General features: G+C 75.0%; 18 protein-coding genes. 2 read left to right on the top strand and 16 right to left on the bottom strand.

Annotation, left to right across the window (positions count from 1 at the left end; translation table 11 throughout):
• Positions 1–140: 140 nt before the first annotated feature.
• A complete protein-coding gene (locus tag ACA361_RS08540) occupies positions 141–1,469 on the top strand; it encodes a salicylate synthase (protein ID WP_375011271.1) in 1,329 nt (442 codons plus the stop codon).
• 69 nt (positions 1,470–1,538) lie between these two features.
• Here the strand turns inward: ACA361_RS08540 and ACA361_RS08545 are convergent, their stop codons facing one another.
• Both ACA361_RS08545 and panD read right to left on the bottom strand, forming a co-directional pair.
• Positions 1,539–3,116 carry a (2,3-dihydroxybenzoyl)adenylate synthase gene (locus tag ACA361_RS08545; RefSeq protein ID WP_375011272.1) on the bottom strand — a complete coding sequence of 526 codons (1,578 nt, stop codon included), beginning with the start codon at positions 3,114–3,116 and terminating at the stop codon, positions 1,539–1,541.
• Between the two features lie 10 nt (positions 3,117–3,126).
• Positions 3,127–3,534, bottom strand: a complete 408-nt coding sequence (gene panD, locus ACA361_RS08550) for an aspartate 1-decarboxylase (RefSeq protein WP_375011273.1) — start codon at positions 3,532–3,534, stop codon at positions 3,127–3,129.
• 89 nt (positions 3,535–3,623) lie between these two features.
• Here panD and entS point away from each other — a divergent pair, with 89 nt between their 5' ends.
• Entirely contained in the window at positions 3,624–4,964 is a 1,341-nt protein-coding gene (gene entS, locus ACA361_RS08555; protein ID WP_375011274.1) for an enterobactin transporter EntS, read from the top strand.
• A 30-nt stretch (positions 4,965–4,994) separates the two neighbouring features.
• Here the strand turns inward: entS and ACA361_RS08560 are convergent, their stop codons facing one another.
• From ACA361_RS08560 to ACA361_RS08625, 14 genes are all read right to left on the bottom strand, one after another.
• The gene (locus tag ACA361_RS08560; protein ID WP_375011275.1) at positions 4,995–8,390 is read right to left on the bottom strand and encodes an amino acid adenylation domain-containing protein; all 3,396 of its coding nucleotides are present in this window, start codon (positions 8,388–8,390) and stop codon (positions 4,995–4,997) included.
• A gap of 54 nt (positions 8,391–8,444) precedes the next feature.
• The gene (locus ACA361_RS08565; RefSeq protein WP_375011276.1) at positions 8,445–9,278 is read right to left on the bottom strand and encodes an ABC transporter ATP-binding protein; all 834 of its coding nucleotides are present in this window, start codon (positions 9,276–9,278) and stop codon (positions 8,445–8,447) included.
• Positions 9,275–10,300 (bottom strand): FecCD family ABC transporter permease, encoded by a 1,026-nt coding sequence (locus ACA361_RS08570; RefSeq protein WP_375011277.1) that lies wholly within the window; start codon positions 10,298–10,300, stop codon positions 9,275–9,277. Before ACA361_RS08570 ends, ACA361_RS08565 begins: the two co-directional genes overlap by 4 nt.
• Positions 10,297–11,349 carry a FecCD family ABC transporter permease gene (locus ACA361_RS08575; RefSeq protein WP_375011278.1) on the bottom strand — a complete coding sequence of 351 codons (1,053 nt, stop codon included), beginning with the start codon at positions 11,347–11,349 and terminating at the stop codon, positions 10,297–10,299. Before ACA361_RS08575 ends, ACA361_RS08570 begins: the two co-directional genes overlap by 4 nt.
• A gap of 212 nt (positions 11,350–11,561) precedes the next feature.
• Positions 11,562–11,909, bottom strand: a complete 348-nt coding sequence (locus tag ACA361_RS08580) for a hypothetical protein (protein WP_375011279.1) — start codon at positions 11,907–11,909, stop codon at positions 11,562–11,564.
• 91 nt (positions 11,910–12,000) lie between these two features.
• The gene (locus ACA361_RS08585; protein ID WP_375011280.1) at positions 12,001–14,034 is read right to left on the bottom strand and encodes an MMPL family transporter; all 2,034 of its coding nucleotides are present in this window, start codon (positions 14,032–14,034) and stop codon (positions 12,001–12,003) included.
• Positions 14,035–14,139: 105 nt separating this feature from the next.
• Positions 14,140–14,811, bottom strand: a complete 672-nt coding sequence (locus tag ACA361_RS08590) for a response regulator (protein ID WP_375011281.1) — start codon at positions 14,809–14,811, stop codon at positions 14,140–14,142.
• Between the two features lie 5 nt (positions 14,812–14,816).
• On the bottom strand, positions 14,817–15,935 hold the full coding sequence (locus ACA361_RS08595; RefSeq protein WP_375011282.1) for a sensor histidine kinase: 1,119 nt from the start codon (positions 15,933–15,935) through the stop codon (positions 14,817–14,819).
• Positions 15,922–18,225 carry a xanthine dehydrogenase family protein molybdopterin-binding subunit gene (locus ACA361_RS08600; protein ID WP_375011283.1) on the bottom strand — a complete coding sequence of 768 codons (2,304 nt, stop codon included), beginning with the start codon at positions 18,223–18,225 and terminating at the stop codon, positions 15,922–15,924. The genes ACA361_RS08595 and ACA361_RS08600 overlap by 14 nt, the downstream gene beginning before the upstream one ends.
• Entirely contained in the window at positions 18,222–18,707 is a 486-nt protein-coding gene (locus tag ACA361_RS08605; protein WP_375011284.1) for a (2Fe-2S)-binding protein, read from the bottom strand. The genes ACA361_RS08600 and ACA361_RS08605 overlap by 4 nt, the downstream gene beginning before the upstream one ends.
• Positions 18,704–19,501 (bottom strand): FAD binding domain-containing protein, encoded by a 798-nt coding sequence (locus tag ACA361_RS08610; RefSeq protein ID WP_375011285.1) that lies wholly within the window; start codon positions 19,499–19,501, stop codon positions 18,704–18,706. The genes ACA361_RS08605 and ACA361_RS08610 overlap by 4 nt, the downstream gene beginning before the upstream one ends.
• Positions 19,502–19,621: 120 nt before the next feature.
• A complete protein-coding gene (locus ACA361_RS08615; RefSeq protein ID WP_375011286.1) occupies positions 19,622–20,929 on the bottom strand; it encodes a hypothetical protein in 1,308 nt (435 codons plus the stop codon).
• Positions 20,926–24,402, bottom strand: a complete 3,477-nt coding sequence (locus ACA361_RS08620; protein WP_375011287.1) for a hypothetical protein — start codon at positions 24,400–24,402, stop codon at positions 20,926–20,928. The genes ACA361_RS08615 and ACA361_RS08620 overlap by 4 nt, the downstream gene beginning before the upstream one ends.
• Positions 24,402–26,921 (bottom strand): dynamin family protein, encoded by a 2,520-nt coding sequence (locus tag ACA361_RS08625; RefSeq protein WP_375011288.1) that lies wholly within the window; start codon positions 26,919–26,921, stop codon positions 24,402–24,404. The genes ACA361_RS08620 and ACA361_RS08625 overlap by 1 nt, the downstream gene beginning before the upstream one ends.
• Positions 26,922–26,940: the final 19 nt, after the last annotated feature.

Raw genomic sequence — 26,940 nt, forward strand, 5'->3', positions numbered from 1 at the left:
CGGACACCAGCAGTCAGTTAGGTTAGCCTTGCCTACGAATTTCACACAAGGTTAGCCTTACCTAAGTTTGATCGGATGACCCGGTCTCGCCAGAAATGTCTGCCAGGTCGGTCGGGTCGGGAAACAGAGGAGTGGGTGCCTTGTCCTTCGGTGTGCGCACGGACGAGATCGGCGTCGATGGTTCCGCCGTCCGGCGGACCGTGCAGGTGAACGACGCGGATCCGCTGCGTCTCATGGCACGGCTCGCGCGGTCCGGGCTCTTCGCCGACCACGTCGTCTACGAGCGGCCCGGACGCTGGACGTTCGCGGGCGGCGTGCTCGGCGAGGTCATCCTCGAGAACGGAACGGTGCAGACCCGCTGGAACGGCGAGGAACCGGTGGTGAGCGCCTGGTCGGGACGGCCGGCGCGCGCGCTGGACGAGGCGTTCCGCACCTCTCCCCTGCGGACGTGGAACGCCTACGGCTGGATCGCGTTCGAGTTCGCGGGGCAGGCGCGCGGGCAGCGGCTCGCGCACCTGGTCGTGCCGCGCGCCGAGGTGCGGATCGAGGCCGGCGAGGCGCACCTGACCGGCGTGGACGCGGACGAGGTCGCGCGGGTCGCGGCGCTTCTGGAGGCGCCCGGAGAGCAGGCCGCCGGGGTCCCGTCACCGGTCGACGTGCGGGTGGACGGTGACCGCTACCGGACACGGGTCGCGCGGGCCGTCGAGGAGATCGGCGCCGGCCTCTACCAGAAGGTGATCGTCTCCCGGAAGCTACCGATTCCTTTCCCCGTGGACGTGGTCTCGACGTACGAGCGGGGCCGCTCGGCGAACACTCCGGCACGTTCGTTCCTGCTACACCTCGGTGGCTTCCAGGCAACCGGATTCAGTCCCGAGGTCCTGGCGAGCGTGGACGCCACCGGCACCGTGATGACGCAGCCGCTCGCGGGCACCCGGGCGTTCGGCCGCGGCGCGGACGCCGACGCGGCGACCCGGCAGGAGCTGGAGACCGACCCGAAGGAGATCTTCGAGCACGCCGTGTCCGTCCGCACCTCGCAGGAGGAGCTGTACTCGGTCTGCGAGACCGGCACCGTGCAGGTCAGCGGGTTCATGACGGTCAAGGAGCGCGGCAGCGTGCAGCACCTCGGATCGAGCGTGAGCGGGCTGCTCGCGCCCGGCCGGACGAGCTGGGACGCGCTCGACGCGCTGTTCCCCGGCGTGACCGCGTCCGGCATCCCCAAGCGCGAGGCGATCGAGGCGATCACCCGGCTGGAGGAGCCGCGCGGCCTGTACTCCGGCGCCGTCCTCGCGGTCTCGCACGACGGCTCGCTGGACGCCGCGCTCGTCCTGCGCGCCCTGTACGCCGACGAGAGCGGCGCCTGGCTGCGCGCGGGCGCCGGCATCGTCACCGGCTCCACGCCCGCCCGCGAGTACGAGGAGACCTGCGAGAAGCTCTCCAGCATCGCCCCGTACGTGGTTCCCGCGAGCTGACCGCACGGGCCTGTCACACGGACAACGCCCTCCGCGTCCCGGACGCGGAGGGCGTTTCCGTGCCGCGGCTCAGCCCAGGCCCGCCGCCAGCCGCTTCTTGTCGATCTTCCCCACCGGGGTGCGGGGGAAGGCGTCGACGCTCTCGATCCGGTCCGGGAACTTGTACGCCGCCAGCCCGCGCCCGCGCAGGAAGTCCTTGACCTCGCGCAGCGCGGGCGCACCGCCCTCCCGCACGACCAGGAACGCGCAGGTCCGCTCCCCCATCACCGGGTCCGGCATGCCGACCACGGCGGCGTCGTGGATCGCCGGATGGGCCAGCAGATGGTTCTCCAGCTCCTCCGCCGACACCTTGTCGCCGCCCCGGTTGATCTGGTCCTTCTCCCGGCCCTCGACGATCAGGTGCCCGCTCGGCAGCCGCCGGACGAGGTCGCCGGTCCGGTAGAAGCCGTCCGGGCTGAACGAGCGGGCGTTGTGCTCGGGCGCCCGGTAGTAGCCGCGCAGCGTGTACGGGCCGCGTGTCAGCAGCTCGCCCACCTCGCCGTCCGGGAGGTCGTTCCCGTCGCCGTCCACGACGCGGACCTCGTCGGCCGGCGACAGCGGCCGGCCCTGGGTCCGCTCGACGAGGTCGGCGGGGTCGTCGAGGCGCGTGTAGTTGAGCAGGCCCTCCGCCATCCCGAACACCTGCTGGACCGAGCAGCCCAGCACGTCCGGCACCCGCGCGGCCCGCTCGGCGGCGAACTTGGCGCCGCCGACCTGGAGCAGCGACAGCGACGACAGGTCCTCGTCGGTCCAGGACACCGCGTCCAGCCACAGCAGCGCGATCGGCGGGACGACGGCGCACACGTTCGCCCGCTCGCGCTCGATCAGCGGGAACGCCTCGTCCGGCGCCCCCGAGGGCGACAGCACGACGGTGCCGCCGGTCGCGAACACCCCGAGGATGCCGGGGCACGCGAGCGCGAAGTTGTGCGCGGCCGGGAGCACCACCAGGTAGACGGTGTCCCGGCCGAAGCCGCAGACCTCGGCGCTGGCCTCCAGGTTGTAGACGTAGTCGCGGTGCGTCCGCGGGATCAGCTTCGGCAGGCCCGTGGTGCCGCCCGACAGCAGGAAGACGCCCACGTCGGCGGGGTCGGGCCGCCGCTTCGCCAGCGCCTCGGGGTCCGGGTCGGCGTCGAGGTCGGCGAGCGGCGTGAACTCCTCCGCGTCGCCGTCCACGACGACGTTCGCGATGCCGAGCGTGCGGGCCATCGCGCGGTAGTCGAAGCCGCCGGCCACGTCCGGGATGACGTACGCGCGCGCCTCCGACAGCTCGCAGAGGTAGCCGATCTCGCTCTCCCGGTGCGCGGGCAGCGCCAGCACGGGCGCGGCGCCGATCCGCACGAGGCCGAGGAAGACCGCGACGAACGACACGGTGTTGGGCAGCTGCACCACCACGCGGTCGCCGCGCTCGACGCCCAGCCGCAGGAAGCCGGCGGCCACGCGGTCGGCGCGCCGGTCCAGCTCGGCGTAGGTGAGCCGGTCGGCGCCCGCCACCAGCGCGGTGCGGTCCGGGTCGCCGCGCAGCACGCCGCCCAGCAGGCGGTCGCTCCAGTAGCCCGCCTCCTTGTAGCGCGCCTCGAACTCGGCGGGCCAGGGAACGAACCCGTCCATGCCCATCCCCCTATCGCCCCGCGAGCTGCGCCTCGGCACCGGGTACCGGCTCGGCCGCGTCGGAGCCCAGCGCGACGATCCGGTTGGCCCCGTCCACGTGCACCACCTTGGGCTCGTACGCGCGCTGCTCGGCCGCGTCGAACGCGCCGTACGAGATGATGATGACCATGTCGCCCGGCTGCACCAGCCGGGCCGCCGCGCCGTTGATCCCGATCACCCCGCTGCCCGCCTCGCCGGTGATGGCGTACGTGACCAGGCGCGCGCCGTTGGTGATGTCGACGACGTGCACCTGTTCGCCCTCGACGATGTCGGCCGCGGCCATCAGCTCCGCGTCGATCGTCAGCGATCCCACGTAGTGCAGGTCCGCCTGGGTGACGGTGGCACGATGGATCTTTCCGTTCATCAGCATGCGCTGCACTGGCCGGACCCCTCCTAGAGAACTGCGCTCATGAACAACTAAGGTGAGCCTAACCTTAGCTACTCCCTCGGCCGAGGAGAACCCTGAAGATGCTCCGCCGTCTCGCCATGGACGTCTCGCCGCTGCGCGACAGCAGGCCGTTCCGCAACGTCTTCATCGCACGGACCGTGTCGGTCGTCGGCATCGGCATGCTGATGGTGGCGCTGCCCGTGCAGGTGTACGCGATGACGGACTCGACGGTGCACGTCGGCGCCGTCTCGGCCGCCAGCGGGTTCGCGCTGCTCGCGGGATTCCTGTGGGGCGGCGTGCTCGCCGACCGGCACGACCGGCGGGCGCTGATGCTGCGCGCCCGCACCGCCGCGGGCGTCGGCTTCGCGCTGCTGACCGTCAACGCGTTCCTGCCGTCGCCGTCGCTGGCCGCGCTGTACGTGCTGGCCGCCTGGGACGGGCTGGCCACCGGCGTCAGCGTGACCGCGCTGATGGCCGCCACGCCCGCGCTCGTCGGCCCCGACAGGCTCGTCGCGGCGGGGGCGCTCAACGCGCTGACCGTACGGCTCGGCTCGATGGCCTCGCCCGCGGTCGGCGGCCTCGTCACGTCGGCGTTCGGCGTCGGCTGGAACTACGCCGCCGCCGCGCTCGGCACGTTCGGCACGCTCGGCCTGCTGACCGGGCTGCCGAAGCTGAGGCCGGCCGTGGAGGCGCACGAGAGCCCCGTCAAGGCGCTCGGCTCCGGCCTGAGGTTCGTCGCCACGCACCGCGTCGTGGGATCGCTGATGCTGCTCGGGCTGCTGTTCATGGTCGCGGGCGGCATCCCCGTGCTGATGCCGGCGTTCGCGGCGCTGAGCCTGGACGGCGGGCCGACCACGGTCGGGCTGCTGTACGCGGCGCCCGCCTGCGGCGCCGTGCTGGCGTCGGTGACCAGCGGGTGGGCGAGCACGCTGCGCGCGCCCGGCCGCGCGCTGCTGATCGCCTCCGTCGCCGGCTTCGCCACCCTCGCCGTGCTGGGGCTGGCGAAGCATCCGGCGGTCGCGGTGGCGCTCCTGTTCGGGTACGGGTTCGTCGCCTCGATCGAGGAGATCCTGCGGTACGGCCTCATCCAGAGCCACACGCCCGACGCGTACCTCGGCCGCGTGAACGCGCTGTGGTCGGCGCAGGAGACCGGCGGCGAGGCCGTCGGCTCGCTGGGCGCCGGGGCGCTGGGCCGCTACCTCGCGCCCGGCGCCGCCATCGTCGTGTACGGGACGGTCAGCGCCGTCCTCGCCCTGGCGCTGGCGCTGTCGCTCACCGGCCTGCGCCGCGCGGGCTTCCAGGCGGGGTCCGAGACGGGGTCAGGGCCTTCCGGCGCGGGCGAGCCGCCGGCCCCGGATCCCGCGCCGGATCCGGGGCCGGACTCCGCTCCCGGTCCCGCGCCGGACCGGGAGCGCGCTTAAGGGGGCAGAGGGCGGAGAGGGCCGGGGAGGTCAGGACTGGGCGAGCTTCTCGTCCAGCTCCTCCTCCGACATGCCCTCGACCATCAGCCAGATCTCGGCGACGGCCGCCAGCCGGCCGGGCTCGGTCTCCAGCTCGGTGAACCGGCGGGCGATGGCCGCCACCGTCCGCTGGTTGAAGACGACCCGCACCGGCAGGGCCGTGGTGTCGAGCGCCTCGCGCAGCCGGGCGATGACCGAGGTGGCCAGCACCGAGTCGCCGCCGAGCGCGAAGAAGTCGTCGTCCGCGCCGACCCGCTCGGCGCCCACCACGTCCGCGACCACGCGCGCGATCACCTTCTCCAGCGGCGTGCGCGGCTCCACGTAGGCGCCGCCCGCCGCACCGCTCGCCGCGGTCGCCAGCGCGGTCAGCGCCTTGCGGTCGACCTTGCCGTTGGCGGTCAGCGGCAGCTCGGCCACCGGCAGCAGCAGCTCCGGCACCATGTGCGGCGGCAGCAGCTCGCGGGCGCGCGCCAGCACCGCGTCCGGGTCCAGGCCCTCGGGCCCGGTCACGGCGGCGGCCAGCCGGCCGGCGGCCAGCAGCCCCACGGCGCGGCCCACGTCCGGGTGGCTCGCCAGCGCGGCCTCCACCTCGCCCAGCTCGATCCGGAACCCGCGCACCTTCACCTGGTGGTCGCGGCGGCCGAGGAACTCGATCGTCCCGTCCGGCCAGTAGCGGGCCAGGTCACCGGTGCGGTACCAGCGCGTCCCCTCGTGGACGACGAACCGGTCGGCCGTGCGGCCGGGGTCGCCGGTGTAGCCGTCGGCCACTCCCCCGCCGCCGATCCACAGCTCGCCGGTCACCCAGTCGGGGCGGTCGCGGCCCAGCTCGTCCACGACCCGGCAGGCGACGCCGCGCAGCGGCACCCCGTACGGGATCGCGTTCCAGCCGTCCGGCACCGCGCCCTCGACCTCCAGGACCGTCGAGTGGATCGCGGTCTCGGTCGTCCCGCCGAGGGCGACGAACCGGCAGCCCGGCGACCGCTCCCGCAGCAGCGCGGGCAGGTGCGCGCCGACCCAGTCGCCGCCGAGCAGCACCAGCCGCAGGCTCGGGACCGGGCCCGCGGCCAGGAGCATCTCCAGCACGGAAGGCACGCAGTTGAGGACGGTGACGTTCCAGCGCCCGACCAGCTCGGCCCAGGCCGCGGCGTCGCGGCGGTCGTCCTGCTCGGGCAGCGCGATCGCGCCGCCGGCCGACCAGGGCGCGAACAGGTCGAACACCGACAGGTCGAAGTCCAGCGCCGATACCCCGAGCGTGACGTCGGACGGCCCGATGCCGAAGCGCTCGACGAGATCGCCGATGGTGTTCATGGCGGCGCCGTGCGACACCTCCACGCCCTTGGGCTCGCCCGTCGAACCGGACGTGAACAGGATGTACGCGAGCTGGTCGGGACGCGCCCGCACCGGCCCGTCCAGCCGTTCCGCGCCGGTCTCCACGGAGGTGAGCGAGGCGGCGACGCCGGCGCTCGCGCGGATCCGCTCGCGGCGGGCGGCGGGCTGCTCGGCGCCGATCGGCACGTACGCGGCGCCCGCGGCCAGCACGCCCAGCACGGCGACGGCCTGGTCGGGCCCCTTGGGCAGCTCGACCGAGACGCGGTCGCCGGGCCGCACGCCGCGCGCCACCAGGCGGCCCGCGACGCGCAGCGCCCGGTCGGCCAGCTCCCCGTACGACAGCGTGCCGCCGGTGCCCCAGTGCAGCGCGGGCGCGTCCGGCGCCCGCCCGGCGTGGCGGAAGAAGCCTTCGGTGAGCGTGCGCGCGGGCGGCGCCTCGGTCGCGTTCAGCCGGTGCCGGACGCGCAGCTGCCCGGACGTGGCGGCGATCGCCAGCGGCTCGGTCCAGTCCGCGTCCTCGGCGCCCAGCCGGGCGATGCGCGAGGTGTACGCGGCGAACATCGCGTCCGCGACGCCGTCCGGGAACGCGGGCGTGCGCACGTCCCAGTTGAGCAGCAGGCCGCCCGACACCTCGGTGACCTGCGCGTCCAGCAGCACCTGCGGGCCCTGCGAGACGATCCACCCGGGCTCGCCGAAGCGCTCGCGGACCCGGTCGCCGAACAGCTCGCCCAGGTTGAGCGCGCTGGTGTAGACGATCGGGGCGAGCACCTGCTCGCCGCGCTCGCGGGACAGGTCGCGCAGCACCTCCAGCCCGGAGTAGTCGCTGTGCGCCCCGGACGCGTGCAGCCGCGCCTGGACGGCGCGCGCCCGCTCCACGAACGGCAGGTCCTCGGTGAGGTCGATCTCCAGCATGATGGAGCCGGTGAAGTCGCCCACCACCCGGTCCACCTCGGGGTGGACGGGCTCGCGGTGGAACAGCGGCAGGTTGAGCAGGAACCGCGGGGTCGCCGACCAGCCGCCGATGACCTCGGCGAACACGGCGGCCAGCGCCATCGCGGGGGTGACGCCCTCGCGGTGCGCCCGCGCGATGAAGCGGGCCTTATCGTCCGGCGACAGCCAGTGGTGCATGCGGACGACGCGGTCGCCGGGCTCGGGCAGGACCGGCAGCTCGGGCGGGCCGGGCAGGTCGCCGAGCCGCTCAGCCCACCACCGCCGGTCGCGCTCGCGGGCCTCGGCGCGCGGGTCGGCGGCCAGGTAGCGCGCGTAGGTGTAGCCGATCGGGTCGAGCGACTCGCCGTCGTACAGCGCGGCCAGGTCGGCCAGCAGCGTCCGGTAGCTCATGGCGTCGGCGGCGACCATGTCGACGTCCAGGTGCAGGCGCGCGGCGCCGGACGGCAGCAGGCTGAGCCGGGCGTCGAAGACCCGGCCGTCCTCGATCGGCAGCCGCTGCGTCGACATCTCGGCGCGGATCCGTTCCAGCTCGGGCGCCGGGTCGGCGGCCTCGCGCAGGTCGTGGACGGTGACGGCCGGGCCGGCGCGCTCGGGCAGGACGTGCTGCGTGCCGTCGTCGGAGACCGCGACGCGCAGCATCGGGTGCCGTTCCACCAGCGCGCGCACGGCCGCCTCGAAGCGGTCCGGGTCGATCTCGCGGCCGTCCAGCTCGACGTAGAGGTGCGCGGCGACCGAGCCGAGCGACTGCTCGGAGTCGCGGCCGATCCAGTACGCGTGCTGCATCAGCGCGAGCGGGAACGGCGCGCCGTCCTCGCCGTCCGCGCTCTCCGGGCCCTCCGTGCCCGGCCCGGCCTCCTCGTCCTGCTCGGGAGCGGCCGGGCGCGGCTCGACGGCGCCGCGCTCGGCCAGCAGGTCCCACCATTCGCCGAGGGTGGGGCGCTCGGCCAGCTCGGCGAAGCGCACCTCGACGCCCAGCCTGCGCAGCCGGCCGGTCAGCCCCATGAGCCGGATGGAGTCCATGCCCAGCTCGATGAGGTTGTCGTCGGGCCGGGCCTCCTCACCCAGCACCTCGGTCAGGGCGGTGTGCAGTTCGGCAAACGTCAGCACGGCACTCCCTCTTGAAGTTAGGTAAGGCTAACCTAATTCAAGCCGATTTCGCCGTCAACGTGCCTTCAGGGGGGACGACCCCCCTGTCCCCCCGGCAAGTGCAGGCGAGCGTCGGCGATCAGCGGGGACGATCAGCGGCGTCCCGCACTCCGGGTCGTCGATGACCTGGCACGGCAGCCCGAACACCTCTTCCACCAGGTCCGCCGTCACGACCTCGCTCGGATGCCCCTGGTCGATGATCTTCCCGCCGCGCATCGCGACCAGGTGCGTGGCGTACCGGCACGCGTGGTTGAGGTCGTGCAGCACCGCGACCAGCGTGCGGCCCTCCTCGTGCAGCCGCGAGCACAGGTCCAGCACCTCGATCTGGTGCGCGATGTCCAGGTACGTCGTCGGCTCGTCCAGCAGCATGATGGGCGTCTGCTGGGCCAGCACCAGCGCCAGCCACACCCGCTGCCGCTGGCCGCCCGACAGCTCGTCCACGACCCGCTCGGACAGGTCGGCCACCCCGACCGCGTCCATCGCCTCCTGGACGGCCTGCTCGTCCTCCCGCGACCACTGGCGCAGCAGCCCCTGGTACGGGTAGCGGCCGCGCGCGACCAGGTCCCCGACCGTGATGCCGTCCGGGGTGATCGGCGTCTGCGGGAGCAGCCCGAGCCGGCGCGCCACCTCCTTGCCGTGCAGCGACGCGATCGGCTCGTCGTCGAGGAAGACCGTGCCCTCCTTCGGCTTCAGCAGCCGGGCCAGCGCGCGCAGCAGCGTCGACTTCCCGCAGGCGTTCGGCCCCACGATGACCGTGAACGAGCCGTCGGGGATCTCCACCCCCAGCCCCTCGGCCACCACGCGCTGCTCGTACGCCAGCGTCAGATCCGCGGCACGCAACCTCGTCACGGCATCCCCTTCCGACCCCTACTAGACAACAGCCAAACCAGATAAAGACCGCCCAGGACACCGGTCACCACACCGACCGGCACCGCCACGGGCAGCCGCAGCGAGACGAGATCACTGACCACCAGCAGTGCCGCGCCCATCAGGCCGGCCGACAGCAGGTGGGGGCCCGTGCGCCGGGTGAGGCGGCGGGCCAGCTGGGGGGCGGCCAGCGCGACGAACGGCACCGGCCCGACGGCCGCCGTCGCCGCCGCGACCAGCCCGACGCCGGCGACCACGACCAGCGCGCGGGAGCGCTGCACCGGCACGCCGAGCGCCCGCGCCGCCTCGTCGCCCAGCTCCCCCATGCCGAGCTGGCGCCCGCACAGCAGCGCGAGCGGCACGAGCACGGCCATCGCGACCGCGAGCGGGACGGCCTGCTCCCAGCCGCGCCCGTTGAGGCTGCCGGTCAGCCAGAACGCCGCCTCGTACGCGTCGCGCAGCTCGGCGCGCGTGATGAGGTAGGCGTTCGCGGCCTCCAGCATCGCGGCGGCGCCGACGCCGATCAGCACCAGCCGCAGCCCGTGCACGCCGCCGCCCTTGTACGCCACCAGGTACACCAGCAGCGCGGTGACGACCGCGCCCGCGACCGAGCTGGTGGCGATGGCGACCGCGCCGCCGCCGAAGACGAGGATCTGCAGCAGCGCGCCGGTCGCCGAGCCGGTCGTGAAGCCGATCAGGTCGGGACTGCCCAGCGGGTTGCGCGAGACGCTCTGGAAGATCGCCCCGCTGATCCCGAGCGCGAGCCCGGCCAGCAGGCCGACGACGGCGCGCGGCAGCCGCAGCGTCGTGACGATGAACTCGGTGGCCTGGTCGCCCTGGCCGACCAGCACCCGGAGGACGTCCAGGGCCGGGATCGGGAAGTCGCCCGTGCCGACCACGAACACGGCGGCGCCGCAGGCGGCGGCCGCGAGCGCCGCGCAGACGGCGGCGACGCGCGGCTCCCACCGCAGCGAGACGGAACGCGTACGCGTCACGCGGCTCATAGCTTGCGCATCCCCCCGCGCCGCACCATCAGCATGAACAGCGGCGCGCCCAGGAACGCGGTGACGATCCCCGTCTCCAGCTCGCCCGGCGTCGCGACGCGGCCCAGCACGTCGGCCGCCAGCAGCAGGGCCGGCGCGAGCAGCATCGAGTACGGCAGCACCCAGCGCTGGTCGGGCCCGACCCAGGCGCGCACGATCAACGGGACGGCCAGCCCCAGGAAGGCGATCGGCCCGGTTGCCGCGGTGGCGGCACCGGCCAGGACCACGACGGCGACCGCGCCGAGCGCGCGGGTGCGGCCGGGCCTGACGCCCAGCGCCCGGCCCGCGTCCTCGCCGAGGTCCAGCGCGTTCAGCGGCCGCGCCAGCAGCAGCGCCAGGACCGTTCCGGCGAGGAAGAACGGCAGCACCTCCCAGAAGACCTCCAGCGGGCGCCCGCCCAGCGAGCCCACCTGCCAGAACCGGAAGCTGTTGAACGTCTTGGGGCTGAGCAGCATCAGCCCGGCCGTCAGCGCGGTGAACACCGCGTTGATCGCGGCCCCGGCCAGCACCAGCCGCCCCGGCGAGGCGCCGCCGCGGCCGTGCGCGCCGATCAGGTAGACCAGCACGAACGTGCCCGCGGCCCCGCCGAACGCCGCCCAGATGTAGACGAGCACCTCGTCGGTGCGGAACAGGCTCATCGTGACCACCACGGCCAGCGCGGCGCCGCCGTTGACGCCCAGCAGGCCCGGCTCGGCCATCGGGTTGCGGGTCAGCGCCTGCATCAGCGCCCCGGCCAGCCCGAGCGCCGCGCCCACCCCGATGCCCAGCAGCGTGCGCGGCAGCCGCAGCTCCTGGACGATCAGCGCGTGCTCCGAGCCGTCCGGCGCGAACACCGCGGCGAGCACCTCGCCCGGCGGGATCGCCTCGGCGCCGACGGCGAACCCGGCCACCACGGCCGCCGCCAGCAGGGCGGCCAGCAGCGCCAGCCCGGCCCAGCGGCCGGCGCGGCCGCGGCTCCGCGCGGGCGGCGGGCGGTCGCTCGGAGGGGCTTTCCGCACGGAGGTCAGCACGTATTTAGGCTAGCCTAAGCTAATTCTCGACGCGATCCCCCGGTTCGTCCCTGGCCGCCACGCGCAATCGGAGCATCGCCACCGGGCGCGGGTCCGGATCGTCCAGATCCGGCCCGGTGATCGCGACGGCCCGCCGGATCCGGTGCCGCAGGCGTTCGGGTGCCGGGCGGGCCCGGCTCCCCCGCCCCGTCCCCGTAGCGGAGCCGCCGGGGTCAGGCGCGGGCGTCCGGCAGTTCGACGCGTTCCATCAGCCACTCGATGAGCCGCTGCCGGCGCTCGGCGGACGGGCCGGGCAGCTCGAAACGGTCGGCGCCGCGGCAGACGGCGGCGCTGCGGCCGGCGCCCCCGGCCAGGTAGGCGAAGACGCACTCGACCAGGGCGGCGACCGCGGGCGGCGAGGCCACGACGGCGGCGAGCGCCGGGCCCGGGGAGAGCTCGGCGGGGACGTCCCGCTCGTTCAGCTCCCGGTCCAGCGCTCGCGCCAGCTCGTCCAGCCGGGCCCGGCCGGCCCGCTCCTCGAAGATCTCCAGTTGTGCGATGTTCGCCTGGGGTCGCCGCATGACCTGTAGGACGTGGCCGGACGTGATCGAGATTGCACCGCCGGTGTCTCGATCATGAAACGACCGGCGGGTAACCCCGGGGTCGCCCGCGTCAGTGGGCGACGGCGAGCCGGGAGTGGACGCGGCGCAGCGGGCGGGGCAGCCACCAGTTGCGCCGGCCCAGCAGCGTCATCGTCGCCGGGACCAGCAGCATCCGGACCAGCGTCGCGTCCAGCGCGACGGCCAGCGCCAGCCCCAGCCCGATCGCCTTCACCGGGGCGAAGCCGCCCAGCGCGAACGCCGCGAACACCACGCCGATGACCAGCGCCGCGGCGGTCACGATCCCGCCGGTGCGCTGGAGCCCCTCGGCGACCGACGCGCGCGGCCCCGCGCCCGCCAGCCAGCGCTCGCGGATCCGCGACAGCAGGAACACCTCGTAGTCCACCGACAGCCCGAACGCGATCGCGCCGACCAGCACCGGCACGGTCAGGTGCACGTACCCGAGGCCCTCGGTGCCGAGCAGCCCCGCCAGATGCCCGCTCTGGAACACCCAGACCACCACGCCCAGCGAGGCGGCGATGCTGAGCAGGTTGGTCAGCACCGCCTTGACCGGCAGCACGACGGAGCCGGTGAACGCGAACAGCAGCAGCAGCGTGCCCAGCGCGACGACCGCGACCGCCCAGGGCAGCCGCTCGATCAGCATCGCCTTGTAGTCGATCAGCCGGGCGGTGTCGCCGGTCACCTGGACCTCGAACGGCACGGCGAGATCGCGCACGGCGGCCACGGCGGCGCGGGCCTGCGCGCCCTCGGCCGGGCCGCGCGGCGTCGCCATCAGCACGGTCGTCCCCGGCGCGGCCCGCTCGGCCCGCACTTCGACGATGCCGGGGAGCGCCCTGACGTCCCGGTGCAGGGCGGCGATGCCGGGGTGGCCTTCGGGCGCGGCCGCGATGATCTGGATGTCGCCGGACCAGCGCACCTGGTCGGGGAACGACGCGTTCATCCTGTCCCACAGCTGCCGCGTCTGGGACGAGGCCGGCACCATCCGCGCGTCGCCGTCGGAGATCCGCATCCCGAACAGCGGCAGCGCCAGCGTCACCATCACGCCCGCCGCCACGACCAGCGTCAGCGCCGGGCGCCGCTGCACGGCCTCCGCGACCCGCGCGAAGACGCGGCGGCCCTCCCGCCGCTTCGCGGGCCGCACGCGGTGCCCGAAGCGGCCGAGCAGCGCGGGCAGCAGCGTCAGCGCGGCGGCCATGTCGATCGCGACGACCGCCGCCCCCGCCAGCCCCATCGACCGCAGGAACGGGTCCGGGAACACCGCCAGCCCGGCCAGCGCGACCGCCACCGTCAGCCCGGAGAACAGCACCGTGCGGCCGGCCGTGGCGGCCGTGCGCATGACCGCGGCGGGCACGTCCGGCTCGGTGTGCCGCTCCTCGCGGAACCGGCTGACCATCAGCAGCGCGTAGTCCACCGCCAGGCCCAGCGCCAGCATCGTGACGATCTGGATGGAGTAGACGGAGATGTCGGTGACGGCGCTGAGCGCGTACAGGACCCCGAACGTCGCGCCGATGCCGGCCACCGCGATCAGCAGCGGCAGCCCGGCCGCCAGCAGCCCGCCGAAGAAGACCAGCAGCAGCACCAGCACCACCGGCATGCTGATCATCTCGGCGCGGGCCACGTCCCGCCCGGCCTGCTCGTCGAACTCGGCGTCGGTCAGCGGCCCGCCCGCGACGGTCGCGCCGGCGGCGCGCAGCTTCCCGGCGGCGGCCCCGGCCGCGTCCTCCTGCCCGTCGCCCGGCGCCAGCTCGATCTCGACGAGCAGCGCGTCGCCGCTCGCCGACGGGAGCGGCCTCGACACCTCGCTCACTCCCGGCACCGCCCGCACGGCGCCCAGGTCCCGCGCGACCGCCGGGTCGCCCGCGGCCCGGCGGGGCAGCACCGCGGTGATCGTCTCGGGCCGCGGCGCCGCGTTCTCCAGCCGCCGCTCGCCCTGGTACGACTCGCTGCCCGGCACCGACCCGACCTCGGGGGTCAGCCGCTCGAACACGCCGGTGCCGACGCCGAACCCCACGGCCATGACGGCGATCCAGACCGCGATGACGGCCCACGGCCGCCGGACGGAGAATCCGGAGATGGTACGGATCATGACAGCCTCCTGAGTAGCTGCCCCGATGCTCGTACGGCGCGTTCCGGAGCGGATCGCCGCCGAGAGCGGACCTGCGCCCCGCTCTCAGGAACGGGCGCCTCCCTCTCAGGAGTGGTTCTCGCCGGGCCGGACCAGGCCGGTCTCGTACGCCAGCACGACCGCCTGCACCCGGTCGCGCAGCCCCAGCTTGCTCAGCAGGCTGCTGACGTGCGTCTTCACCGTGTGCTCGGTGACGTACAGCTCCCGCGCGATCTCCGCGTTGGACAGCCCGCGCGCCACCTGCCGCAGCGTGTCGGTCTCCCGCGCGGTCAGCGCCGCCAGCCGCGTCCCGTCCAGCGGCACCGCCGGCCGGCCGCGGGTGACGACGTCGGCGATCAGCCGCCGGGTCACCGTCGGCGCCAGCAGCGACTCGCCCGCGGCCACCACCCGTACCGCGTCGACCAGCTCGGCCCGCCGCATGTCCTTCAGCAGGAACCCGCTGGCGCCCGCCCGCAGCGCGTCGTAGACGTACTCGTCCAGGTCGAACGTCGTCAGCACCAGCACCCTGGCGGCCGTGTCGCGGCAGATCGCGGCGGTGGCCTCGATCCCGTCCACGTTCGGCATCCGCACGTCCATGAGGACCACGTCGGGACGCAGCTCGCGCGCGGCCCGGATCGCCTCCGCGCCGTCGGCCGCCTCCCCCACCAGATCGAGGTCCTCCTGCGCGGACAGGATCATGCCGAAGCCGTCCCGCACGAGCGCCTGGTCGTCGGCGATGAGCACCCGGATCCGCTGCACGGGCCTCAATCTAAGGGCAGAGTCGCCGCCACGCGATAGCCCGTACCGCCCGAACCGGCGCCGGTCTCCAGCTCCCCGCCGGCCGCCGCCACCCGCTCGCGCATCCCGACCAGCCCGTGCCCGCCGCCGCCCGGCGCCCCGGGCCCGCGGCCGTCGTCGCTGATCTCCAGCCGCAGCCCCCGGTCCCGCCACGACAGCCGCACGCGGGCGCTGCCGGCCTCCGCGTGCTTGACCGTGTTCGTCAGCGCCTCCTGCACGATCCGGTAGGCGGTCACCCCGAGGTCGGAGGGCACGTCCCGCCGCTCCCCCGCCTCCTCCAGCGTCACCGCCAGCCCGGCCCGCCGCACGTCGTCCACCAGCGCGGGCAGCGCCGCCAGCCCGGGCGCGGGCCGCCGCGACACCTCCTCCGAACGCAGCACCCCCAGCGCCCGCCGCAGCTGCGCCAGCGCCTCCCGCGCCGTCTCCGAGATGGTGTCGAACACCTCCTCGGCCTTGGCCGGATCGCTGCGCACCGCCACCGGACCCGCCTCGGCCTGGATGACGACCATGCTCATCGAGTGGGCGAGGATGTCGTGCATCTCCCGCGCGATCCGCTCCCGTTCCCGCGTCGCGGCGGCGTCCTGCTCCTCGGCCAGCCGCGCGGCCCGCTCCTCCAGCATCGCGATCCGGTCCCGGCGCGCGCGGGCCCCGGTCCCCAGCGCGTACGCCGCCGTGAACGCGATCCCGACCAGCCCCAGGTTGAGCACCTTCTCGTCCGGCAGGATGGAGGCCACGATGCCGCAGACCGTGCCCACGGACAGGATCAGCCGTTCCAGCGGCGGGCACAGCGCCGCGAACGTGTACGTCGCCACCAGCTGCGCGGGCGGCAGGTCCCCCATGGCGTCCCCCCACGCCAGCGGCACCGTGGTCGCCCCGACCACGATCGTCGCCTCGAACGGGAAGCGCCGCCGGACCATCAGCCCCGCCGACGCGACCGCCGCCACCAGCGGGATCCACCACACCAGCCGCTCGTTCACCGCCGCCTGGATCAGCGCGTTGACCCAGCACACGCCCGCGATCCCCGCGTCCACGGCGACCGGCGGCCACCCCCGAACCCGCTCCGCTACCCGCTCAAAGGCCGACACGCCCCCAGTATCCGGCGCCCCCCACCCCCTGTCCTCCCTCCCACGAGCGAGCCTGGAGGGCGGTGAGGAGGCGGGGTGGGGTCAGGGGGAGGGTGGTGACGCGGGCGCCGGTGGCGTCGTGGACGGCGTTGGCGACGGCGGCGGCGATCGGGAGCATCGTGCCCTCGCCGGCGCCCTTGGCGCCGAAGGGGCCCGGGCCGTGGCCCTGCTCCTGGGTGATGGACACGAAGCGCTGCGGGAGGTCCTCGGCCAGCGGGACGCGGTAGTCGAGGGCCTCGCCGTTCAGGAGGTCGCCGCGGTCGTAGCGCATCTCCTCGAAGAGGGCCTGGCCCAGGCCCATGACGGCGGCGCCCTCGTCCTGGCCGCGGACGATCTGCGCGTCGACGGCCTTGCCGACGTCGCCGCTGACGATCAGCTGGAGGACGGTGACCTGGCCGGTCTCGGGGTCGACCTCGACCTCGGCGCCGGCCCAGCTGGTCTCCCAGAAGACGCAGGGGGCCTCGAGGGGGGCGTCGTGGGAGTTCGGGGCCTTGAAGAAGCCCTCGCCGGAGAACTCGAAGCCGGTGCCGCCGAAGACCTGCATGATCATGGGGGCGAGGGGGTGGCGCTCGCCCTTCAGGGAGACGGCCCAGTGTTCGAGGGTCAGGTCGGCGGGGTCGCAGCCCAGGCGGCCGGCGGCGAAGTCGAGGATCCTGGCCTTCACGGCCTCGGCGGCGCGCTGGACGGCGGTGCCCATGACGGTGATGCCGGACGAGGCGTTGGTGCCCTGGTCGAACGGGGTGGCGTCGGTGTTGATGGGCGCGTACGAGACCCGGTCGCGGGGGACGCCCAGGACGCGGGCCGCGACCTCGCAGAGGGTCGTGGAGGCGCCCTGGCCGATCTCGACCGTTCCGGAGCCGACGTACACGTCGCCGTTGGTGGACACCTTGACCCGCGCCTGCGCGGGCTTGTTGACGCCGCCGCCGTCCTTGAAGCCGATCGCCAGCCCCATGCCGCGGTACGGGACGCGGGCGCGCCCGTGGTAGCCCAGCTCCCCGGCGACCAGGTCGAGGCCCTCGGTCATGTCGCTGTCGATGCCGCTCTCGCCGGGGACGAACGGCTCGCCGAGCGCCTTGAGGTTCTTCACGCGCAGGTCGTACGGGTCCATGCCGAGCCGGCGGGCGATCATGTCGACCTGGCTCTCGCTCGCCCAGGTGGTCTGGGTGGCGCCGAAGCCCCGGAACGGCCCGGCGGGCGTGGTCGTCGTCATCACGCAGGAGCAGGAGGAGCGGACGTGCCGCCAGCGGTACGGCCCCGGCATGCGGTAGCCGGCCTTCTCGGCGACCAGCGGGCTGCCGTCGGAGTACGCGCCGGCGTCCAGGAGGACCTCGCTCTCGCGGGCGACGAACGTGCCGTCGGCCATGACGCCGGTCTTCACCCGGATGCGCGCCGCGTGCTGGCTGAGGGTGAGGAAGCCCTCCTCGGTGGTCAGGCAGTAACGGACGGGGCGGCCCGCCATCAGGGAGAGCAGGATCGCGATCGGCTCGGTCTTGCAGTTGTGCTTGGAGCCGAAGCCGCCGCCGACGTACGGGACGTTCACCCGGATGCGGCTCTCGGGGACGTTCAGGACGCGGGCGAGCTCCTTGCGCAGGGGGAACGGGTTCTGCGTCGACGTCCAGATCTCGATCCGGTCGGCGCGGGCGTCGGCCACGGTCACGAACGGTTCGAGGTGGAAGTGGTTCATGCGGGAGAACGTGAACGTGTCCTCGAAGACGTGGTCGCAGGCGTCCCAGACGTCGTCGGGCCCGGTCTCGTACCGGAACTCGTAGCAGACGTTGGGGCGGGGCCGCAGGTGGCCGGAGGCGCCGGTGCCGTACGGCGGGACGGTCCCGGGCGGGGCGTCCTCGAAGAGCTCGGGGGCGCCGGCGGCCAGGGCGGTGTCGATGTCGGGAACGTCCGGGAGGGGCTCGTACACGACGTCGACGAGTTCGAGGGCGCGCAGGGCCGCGGCCTCGTCCTCGGCGGCGACGGCGGCCACGACGTCGCCCACATAGCGGACGCGGTCGATGGCGACGATCGGCTGGTCCTTGATGAAGTACCCGTACGTGGGGGCGAGGCCGGCGAGGTCGTCGCGGGTGAGGACGGCGCGGACGCCGGGGACCGCGCGGGCGCGGGAGGCGTCGACCGATACCAGGCGGGCGTGCGCGTGCGGGCTGCGCAGCGTCTTGGCGTGCAGCATCCCGGGCAGCCGCAGGTCCGCGGTGTACCGCGCGGTGCCGGTGGTCTTGGCCGGCGCGTCCGCCCGCGTCATCGGCCCTCCTCCCGCAGCAGCTCGGCGGCGCGCCGCACCGAGTCGATGATCATCTGGTAGCCGGTGCAGCGGCAGACGTTGGAGGAGATCCAGGAGCGGATCAGCGCGTCGTCGGGATCGGGATGGGCGCGCAGCAGCGCGGTCGCCAGCATGATCATGCCGGGCGTGCAGTAGCCGCACTGGAAGCCGCCGCACTCGGCGAACGCGCGCTGGACGGGGCCGGGCGCGCCGGGGGCGCCCTGGCCGGCGATCGTCTCGACGGTGCCGCCGTCCACGCTGAACGCGAACACGCTGCACGCCGCGGCCGGCGCGCCGTCGACCAGGGTGGTGCAGGCTCCGCAGACCCCGCGCTCGCAGGAGGTCTTCACGCCGGTCAGCGCGTACCGGTCGCGCAGGAGGTCGGCCAGCACGGTGCTCGGCGCGATCTCCTCCTCGCGCGGCCGCCCGTCCACCTCGAACGCGATCGTGATCCGTTCCGTCATCGGGCCTCCCCTTCCATGCGGGCGAGGGCCCGGCCGAGCAGGACGCCGGCGGCGTGCCTGCGGTATCCGGCGTCCGCGGCCGCGTCGCCGACGGCGCCGGGCAGCCGGGCCGCGATCCGGGCCGGGTCCTCGCCCAGCCGGCCTTCGGCGGCGTGCGGGCGGACGTACTCGGAGCCGACCGCCAGCCATACGGTCTCGCCCCGGACGGCGACGGCGGCGGTCATGAGGGGCCGCAGCGCGCGCTCGTAGCCGAACCACGCGCCGGCCGCGTCCGGGATCCGGACGGTGTGCAGCAGGGTGCCGGGCGGCGGGCCGGCCCAGACGTCCGCGGGGGCGAGCACGGGGCCGGCCGTCTCCAGGCGGGCGCCGAGCGCCTCCATCATGATCGGCATCTCGTAGCGGGGGCGGCGGGCCATGAGGTTGCCGCCGATGGTGGCGCGCTGCCGGATGCGGTGCGTGGCGATGCTCCCCCAGGCCGCGGCGAGGCCGGGCAGCAGTTCCGCGACGAGCGGGTCGGCGGCGCCGGCGACGTGCCGGACGCCGGCGCCGATCGCCAGGTCCGGGCCGTCCCGGCGGATCCCGGTCAGCTCGGGGATCCGTTCCAGGGAGACGAGGTCCGAGCACCACAGGCCCTCCCGAAACCGCGCGAACAGGTCGGTGCAGCCGTGCGCGTAGACGGCGCCCTCGGCCGCGCCCGCCGCTGCCGCCGCGGCGATCGTGCGGGGGCGGTGGAGCCGGAAGTCGGGGATCGTCCGCTGCGTGGGGGCCGCCCATCCGCCCGCGAGCAACCGCATGCACCCTCCGCGAAAACCTTGGCACTAAAGTAATTAGTCGGTTTTCTAGCAGGACCGGGCGGACGAACACAAGGCCCCGGCCGGATGATCAGGCCGGAAAAGTTCAGCGCTGAGGTTTCTTCAGCGGTCGACGCCGTATACGACGCGCCCGCGGCGGGGCAGGCCGTCGAGTTCGGAGTACAGCCGCAGGCACCAGATCACGCGGCCCGGATGGGCGCGGCTGACGACCGGGACGTCGTCCTCGGTGAGGTCGCGGACGTCCCGGAAGCGGCGGGCCGGCTCCCGCACCCGGGCGCGTCCCGCGAGGCCCGCAGCCTGGGCGAAGACCAGCTCGTGCGAGCGGGCCGCCAGGCCGTTGCGCCAGGACGCCGGGTCGGCGGCCGGCGGCAGGTGCGCGACCGAGCACAGCGCCTCGTCGGCGGCGACCAGCGCCTCCAGCGAGCGCAGCGGATCGGCCCGCGGGTCCGCCGGGACCGCGTCCAGCCGGGTCAGCAGCTCCCGGGTGTACTCGGCCAGCACGGCGGGGTCCGTGAGCGGCCGCGGCTGCGGCGTCAGGCTCTCGAAGTAGAACGCGTCCGGGTCGAGCGCGGCGAGGGTGAGCACCTGCGACGCCAGGGCCGCCAGCGTCCGGACGGCCGGGTCCCGGCGGTCGCCGAGCGTCCGCGCCACCTCGGGATGCGGGTCGGCGCCGAGGGCCGTCCGCACTCCCCCGATGCCCTGCTCCGGCCAGGGCAGGATCAGCTCCGCCTCCTCGTCCAGCGCGGGCAGCACGATGGCGGCGGGACCGCCGGCCGCCGGCGGGACGGCCGCCGCGGCCCGCGCCCGCCAGCCCTCGGCAATCTCGCGCGGCAGCCGCAGCAGCGCGCAGTTGAACGCCAGCCACTGCCGCGCGGGGTCGGGCGGGCGCCGGGTCTCGCCGAGGTGCTCGCGGACGGTGCGGTCGGCGTGGAAGCGCTCGAAGAGCTCGGCGACGGGGTCCGGGCCGGCGGCCGGCCGTGGCTCCGCCGCCGGCGCCTCGGCCGGAACGGGCCGGGGAACGGCCGGCCCGTCCCCGGCGAGCAGGCCGTACAGGGCGGCGCGGGCCCGGCCGTACGCCTCGGCGCCCGGATCGTCCGGATTGAGGAGGGCGGTCTGGTCGAGCGCGCGGGCCAGCAGCCGCAGCCCGTCGCGCAGCGCCCCGCCCAGCTCGGACCCCTCGACGGCCAGCAGCTCGCGGAACGGCCCCTGCTCCCTCGGCCCGGGCTCGTCCACCACGGGCTCCTTCTCCACGGGCTCCTTCTCCACGGGCTCGCTCACCACGGGCTCGGCCACCATGGGCTCGCCCGTCTCCTGCTCACTCGCCCCGTACCCGCCGACCCCGTACCCGCCGACCCCGTACCCGCCGACCCCGTGCCCGCCGACCACGGGCTCGCTCGCCTCCGGGTTCACTGCTCGCCGCTGAACGGGTCGCGGGCCTCGTCGAGCTGGAGGTCGGGCTCGGCCAGCTCGGTGCTGAACACCGCGCCCGGATCGCGCTCCACGTCCACCAGGCCGTCCGCCCGGACGAACGGCGGCCCGCCGGGATGCAGGCGCAGCAGGCCGTCCTCGTCCACCGACACCCAGCACGCGACGTACGGCGCCTCCGGCAGCGGCTTGGCCTCGCCCACCCGCACCACGTCGGTGCCGCTGGTGAGGCGCAGATGGAACGTCCACGTCCCGTTGCGCGGCGGCCGCTGGAGCGGGAGGGGCGACAGCAGCCCGGCGCGCACGCGCCCGTCGCGGCCGCGGAAGCGGTCGGCGAGCACGGCCGGGTAGATCCGCCCGTCGGGGCCCACGGCCAGCTCGGCGAACACCACCGAGCCGCCCGCCGGATCCTCGGGCGGGGTGTCGACGACGAGCTGGAACGTGGCGCCCGGCTCCTCGCGGGCGACGCCGCCCAGGTTCGCCAGCACGTCGTGCACGTTCCCGAACGCCTCGCCCTCCACGACGTAGTGCGGCCGCTCGCCGCGCCACAGGTGCAGGGTCGGCGTCAGCTCGTGACTCATGTCGAGCATCGTGCCGATCTCGGCGGGCCACACCGACGGCGACAGCTCCTCGGCGCCCTCGCGGCTCTCGTAGCTGAACGAGCCCCAGCGCAGCGACGCCGCGCCCTCGACCTTGCGCATGATCTGGAAGCTGCGCAGCAGCGGCCCGGTCGCGGCCGTGCGGACCCGGGTGCCGTGGTCGGCGTCCACGATGTCCAGGGCGTCCCCGGCCGACAGCACCACCAGCTCCTGGCCGTCCTGCCCGGCCAGCGCGAACGAGCTGGGCAGCCCGCGGAACAGGTTCTCGACCTCGACGTCGATGACCGAGTCGTCCTCGCGGAGCCGGGCGGCGGCGTTGGCGGGCTGGTCGTGGCCGAACTGCCGCAGGCTCTCGGCCCAGCAGGCGCCGATGGACGCGGCGTTCTTCGGCAGCGTCCGCTCGACCTTGATGTCGTGCGCCGACCAGGCGAACGTCTCGTGCCCGCCGGGCCGCGCCCCGAACCCGGTGGTGAACTCCTCCTCCACCAGCGGCAGCGCGCTGGCGTTCCCGGTCAGGATCAGCTCGTCCAGCCGCTCGTCGCGGTCCCGCAGCCGCTCCTCGACCAGGGCGTTCGCCAGCTCGACCACGCGCCGTACCGAGGGGCGGGCCAGGTCCTCGAACCGGGACGCCTGGAGCACCAGCTCGCCGACGCCCTGCTCGGGGATCCGCGCCCGCGAGTCCGTGAGCGCCCGCAGGATGCGGCCGAGCACGGCCCGGGACACGGTGTACGAGCCCTCGGTACTTCCTCCCGCCTCGACCCGCCCGGTGCTTCCTCCCGCCTCACCCCGCCCGGTGCCTCCTCCCGCCGCGCCCAGCTCCCGCTTCGCCTTCTCCGCCTCGTCCCACAGCAGCTCGAACGCGCGGCGCCGCCGCGGGTGCCGCTTCCAGTGCGTCGGGACGATGTCCTCGACCAGCTCGCTGATCTCGCCGGGCAGCGGCAGCTCGTCGGCGACGTGCATGGGCAGGCTGCCGGCCAGGTAGCGGCCGTCGGTGTCGCGCAGGTCGTCGGGCAGCGAGGCGTCGAGCCGCTGCGAGTCGTGCGCCAGCAGCGCGTCGGCCAGCAGCAGCTTCAGCCAGTGGAACACCCGCAGCGTGATCAGGTTGCCGCCGAGGTTGGCGTGCCCGCTGGTCCCGCGCAGCGTCGGGACGATCCGGTAGTAGCGGCCGGTGAAGCGGTGGTCGCCGCCCGGCAGCGGCGGCGTCTCGTCGCTCAGCACGAACGTGATCAGCGCGATGTCGGTGGTGCCGCCGCCGATGTCGACGACCAGCACGTTGCGCTGCCAGTGCCCGGGCCGACCCGGAAGCGGGCGGCAGCGCGCCCGCAGCGCCTCGATGCCGCTGCCCGACCGCGCGCCGACGTCCTTCATCAGGAAGAAGAACGCGGCGCCGACCGCCTCGTCGTAGCTGGTGTAGACGGTCCGGACGCCGGTCGCCTCGGCGACGATGGGGCGCAGCTCGCCGCGCACCTTGAGCGAGGCCATCGCCGGGTAGGTGACGACGACCCGGCCGACCGGGCGGCGGTCCATCAGGCGGCGGTGCTCGCGGCGGTCGGTCAGGTGCCGGTTGGTGCGCTCGATCAGGTCGGCGTACGAGGCGCCGATCAGGTCCCGCACGGTGAGCCGCCGCCCCTCCAGGGTCGTCTCGACCGCGTCGAGGCGGTCGAAGCGGGCCTTGATGCCGTAGAAGACGCGCGGGCCCTCGTCGCCGTCCCCGCCGGCGTCGGGGTCCGGCACGTCGACCGTCGCCGGGCCCAGCCGCACCCGCGGCGGCGACACCGACGTCACCTCGGCACGGCTGGACAGCACCGTGTCGCCCTCGTTCGGGTCCAGGACGATCTGGTGCAGCGACCGCGTGTCCAGGGCGGGCACCGCGAACGCCGTGTCGTAGCAGCGGTGCAGCCGCACGGCCAGCCACCGCCGCAGCGCGTCGCCGGCGAACTGGAGGTCGAGGTCGAGCCGGCGCAGGACCTCGTGCAGCAGCTCGTCGCTGGTGGAGCGGCGCGCCCGCAGCGCCGCCACCAGCTCCCGCACCGGATCGGTGACGGGCTCGGGCAGCAGGGTCTCGGCCGTCTCGGTGAGCAGCTCCAGCCACTCGTCGGCGGCGTCGCCGTACGGGTCGTGCCGCTCGCCGGGCCGCGACTCCAGCAGCGCGACGACCTGGTCGCGCAGCTCGTCCTGCTGGTTGGCCGACATCGAGACGCGCTGGACCAGCTCGCTGTCGAGCAGCGTGACGGTGGAGTTGGTCGTCCCGAGGTCGACGGCCGCGAACCCGTGGTGCCCCTCGGCGGGCGCCGGCGCCTTGGCCACGAGCACGTCGTCGTCCTCGTCCGCCTGCGCGGCCGGCGAATCGACCCTGGTCGCCGGGAACTCCTGGACGGGCTGCCCCGGCGGGACGTACCGCGGCGGCGAGTACGGCGAATGCTCGGGCGCCACCTGCGCGTGCAGCGGCACGAAGACCAGGTCGCAGGTGACGCGCTGCGACATCTCGATGGCCGGGTCGGAGGCGCCCGCCGCGGGCAGCCCCCGGTAGACCACGTCCAGGACGAGCCGCACGGTCCCGCCCGCGTCGATGTCCAGCGCCGGGATCGCGGGCCCGGGCACGGTCACCTGGCCCTGGAGGGGCTTGGCCGGGAACCGGGTCGCGCGGTAGGCGTTCCGGATCACCTCGCGCAGCACCGGCGGGGCGCCGCCGGCGTCGATGTCGGCGGTGATCCCCGACAGCCACACCGGCGGGTGGGTCGGCGCGATCAGCAGGTCGGGCAGCACGTACCGGCCGGCCTGCTCGTTCAGCCGGAGCGGCCCGCCGGTCCACGGAGCGGGCCCGCCGCCCGGCGCCGCGATCCGCACGATGAGCGGCATCAGAGGTCCCCCTGTCCCTGGTTCTGCACGAGGCTCTCGACCAGCGCGCCGAGCGCGGCCTCGTCGGATCGGCGGCCGACGCCGAGCGCCTCGGCCGCCAGCCGCCCGTAGTCGCCCTGCGGCAGCGACTCCAGCCGCGCGCCGAGCGCCGCGCGGACGTCGTCGACCAGCGCGCGGCGCCGCCGCTCGGCCTGGAGCATCACCTTGCGGGTCAGCGCGTTCACCAGCTCGCGGCGCACCGCCATCACCTGGATCTGGTGGCGGCGCTTCTCCAGCTCGTCGGCGGGCCAGCCGTGCGGCACCGGGTACTCCGGATGCCAGGGCAGGCCGTGCTCGCGGCGCAGCGGGAAGTCCTGGACCTGCTCGCTCTCCCCCGGCGGCCCGGACGGCGGCGGCGCCGCCGGGGCCGCGGCGCGGACGCGCTCGACCTCCTGCCGGACCCAGCCGAACGACAGGAACGGCTCCACCCAGGCCAGCACCTCCGGGTCGCCCTCGGGCGCGCCCTGGACGAGCGCGGAGATCTGCCGGCGCAGATCCGCGGCCTCCTCCTCGCGGGCCTCGATCCAGCGGTCCAGCAGCGTCCGGTCGAGGTCGACGATCTGCGTCTCGAGCCGTTCCAGCGCCGCGGTGAAGCTCTTCTCCAGCTCGCCGGTGTCGTTGGGGCGCAGCTCGCGGCGGTCGAGCTGGCGGATCGGGACGACGCCGCGCTCCACCGCCTCCAGCAGCTGCCGCCACTCGGGCCAGCGGAAGACGTCGTCGACGACGCGCTCCTCCACGGCGGCGCGCAGCCCGGCGTCGCCCTCGGCCTGGTCCATCTGGGGCCGCACGCCGGGCAGCAGGCCGCGGGCGTTCCTGGCGACCTGCACCAGCAGGCGGCGCAGCTCGCGCTGCTCGGGCGTGGGCCGCCCGTTCGGCCGGCCGCCCGCGGGCCGCACGGCGCGGGCGAGGTCGCGCTGGGCGTCGACGCGGTCGGCGATCAGGCGGGTCATCCGGTCGAGCCGCAGCGGCATGCCGTGCTCGCCCACGTGCCGGGCGATGGTGTCGCGCAGCCGCTGGATCCCGCCGTCCGCCGCGGCGGCCTCCAGCAGCGCGCCCAGCGGCCGGCCCGGTTCCCCGGCGTTGAGCCGCTGCGCCAGCCGCCGCCAGCCGTCGGCGCAGGCCAGGGTGGTCTCGGCGTCGCCGACCTCGACCGGCGAGACGGTGCCCTCTCCCGCCTCGTCCCGCCCGACGCCTTCGAGCAGCAGCCGCGCGTACAGCGCCGACGTCAGCGTGACGCGGTCGGTGTGGCCGTGCGTGACGGCCTGCTCCGCGATGCCCAGCAGGGTGCGCAGCGCGTCGGAGTGGCCCAGCACGGCCTCGGTGTGCAGCGGGTCGGGGGCGCCCTCTGCGGAGCGCAGCCCGCCCGGCAGCCGGTCCAGCCGGTTGGCGACCACCAGGCAGGACGGCGCCAGCTTCGCCGACCGGGTCCGCTCGAAACGGGTGATCAGCCCGAGCGGCGCCTCGTCGTACGGCGACTCGGCGTCCAGCATGATCACGATGGAGGTGAGCCGGTCGATCTCCTGGTCGGCCAGGTAGGCGTCGCGCTCCTTGGAGGCCAGGCTGCCCAGCCCCGGGAAGTCGACCAGGCTGACCGACTCGGCGCCCAGCTCGCCCAGCGGCCACACCGCGGTCGGGACGAGCACGTCCAGATGGATCCGGCGGATGAACGCGAACCCCTCGGCCAGCGCCTCCTCGGTCAGCCGGGTGCCCGGCCGGATCGGCAGCCCGGGCCCCGGCCGCGGCGGCAGCGGGCCCTGCGCCGCCCGCAGGACGTCGGTGTCGAGCTTGATCGCGCTGGCACTGAGGGTGGCGAAGTCGACCTGCTCCTCGCGGCCGAGCACGTCCCGCCCGGCCAGGCACGCCGTGCGGAACGCCAGCAGCTCCAGGATCCGCAGCCGCAGCGCCGTGCTGCCCGCCGGCCAGCCGCTCTCCTCGAACCAGCGCACCAGCCCGGCCCAGCCCTCGGCGGTGAACCGGTCGGCGCCCTCGGGGAGGAGGCCGTCCAGCTCCGCCAGCGCCCGCTGGTCGATCTTGCCGGAGCCGCGGGCGGTCTCCCGCACGGCCTCGTACAGCGCGGCCAGGCAGCCGGCCAGGTCCGTCTCGTTCAGGAACTCCACCCGCGCGCCGGTGAGCCGCGACTCCCCCGGCTCGCCGGTGGGCCGCAGGTGGAGCACGGTCACGTTGCCGGTCGTCGGCGCGTACCCGCTGGGCAGCAGGTCGGGCCGCCCGAGCAGCATGTTCAGCAGCAGCGTCTTGCCCGTGCTGTGCACCCCCAGGACGCCGACCGTTACCGGCTCGTCGGCGCAGCGCCGCACCAGCTCGGCCCGGTCCAGGAACGCCCGCCGGGCGTCCTCGGCCCCCTGCGGCAGCTCGCCGGCCGCCGCCACCCGCGACACCAGGGCGTCGTTGGCGCGGCGCAGCCGTTCGATCTCGGCCGCGGCCTCGGCGGGACCGCCCGCGACGAACCGGCTCGACTCCATGCTGAACCCCCGCAAAGCA

This window comes from Actinomadura sp. 21ATH (genome assembly GCF_041951345.1).
Lineage (GTDB): Bacteria > Actinomycetota > Actinomycetes > Streptosporangiales > Streptosporangiaceae > Spirillospora.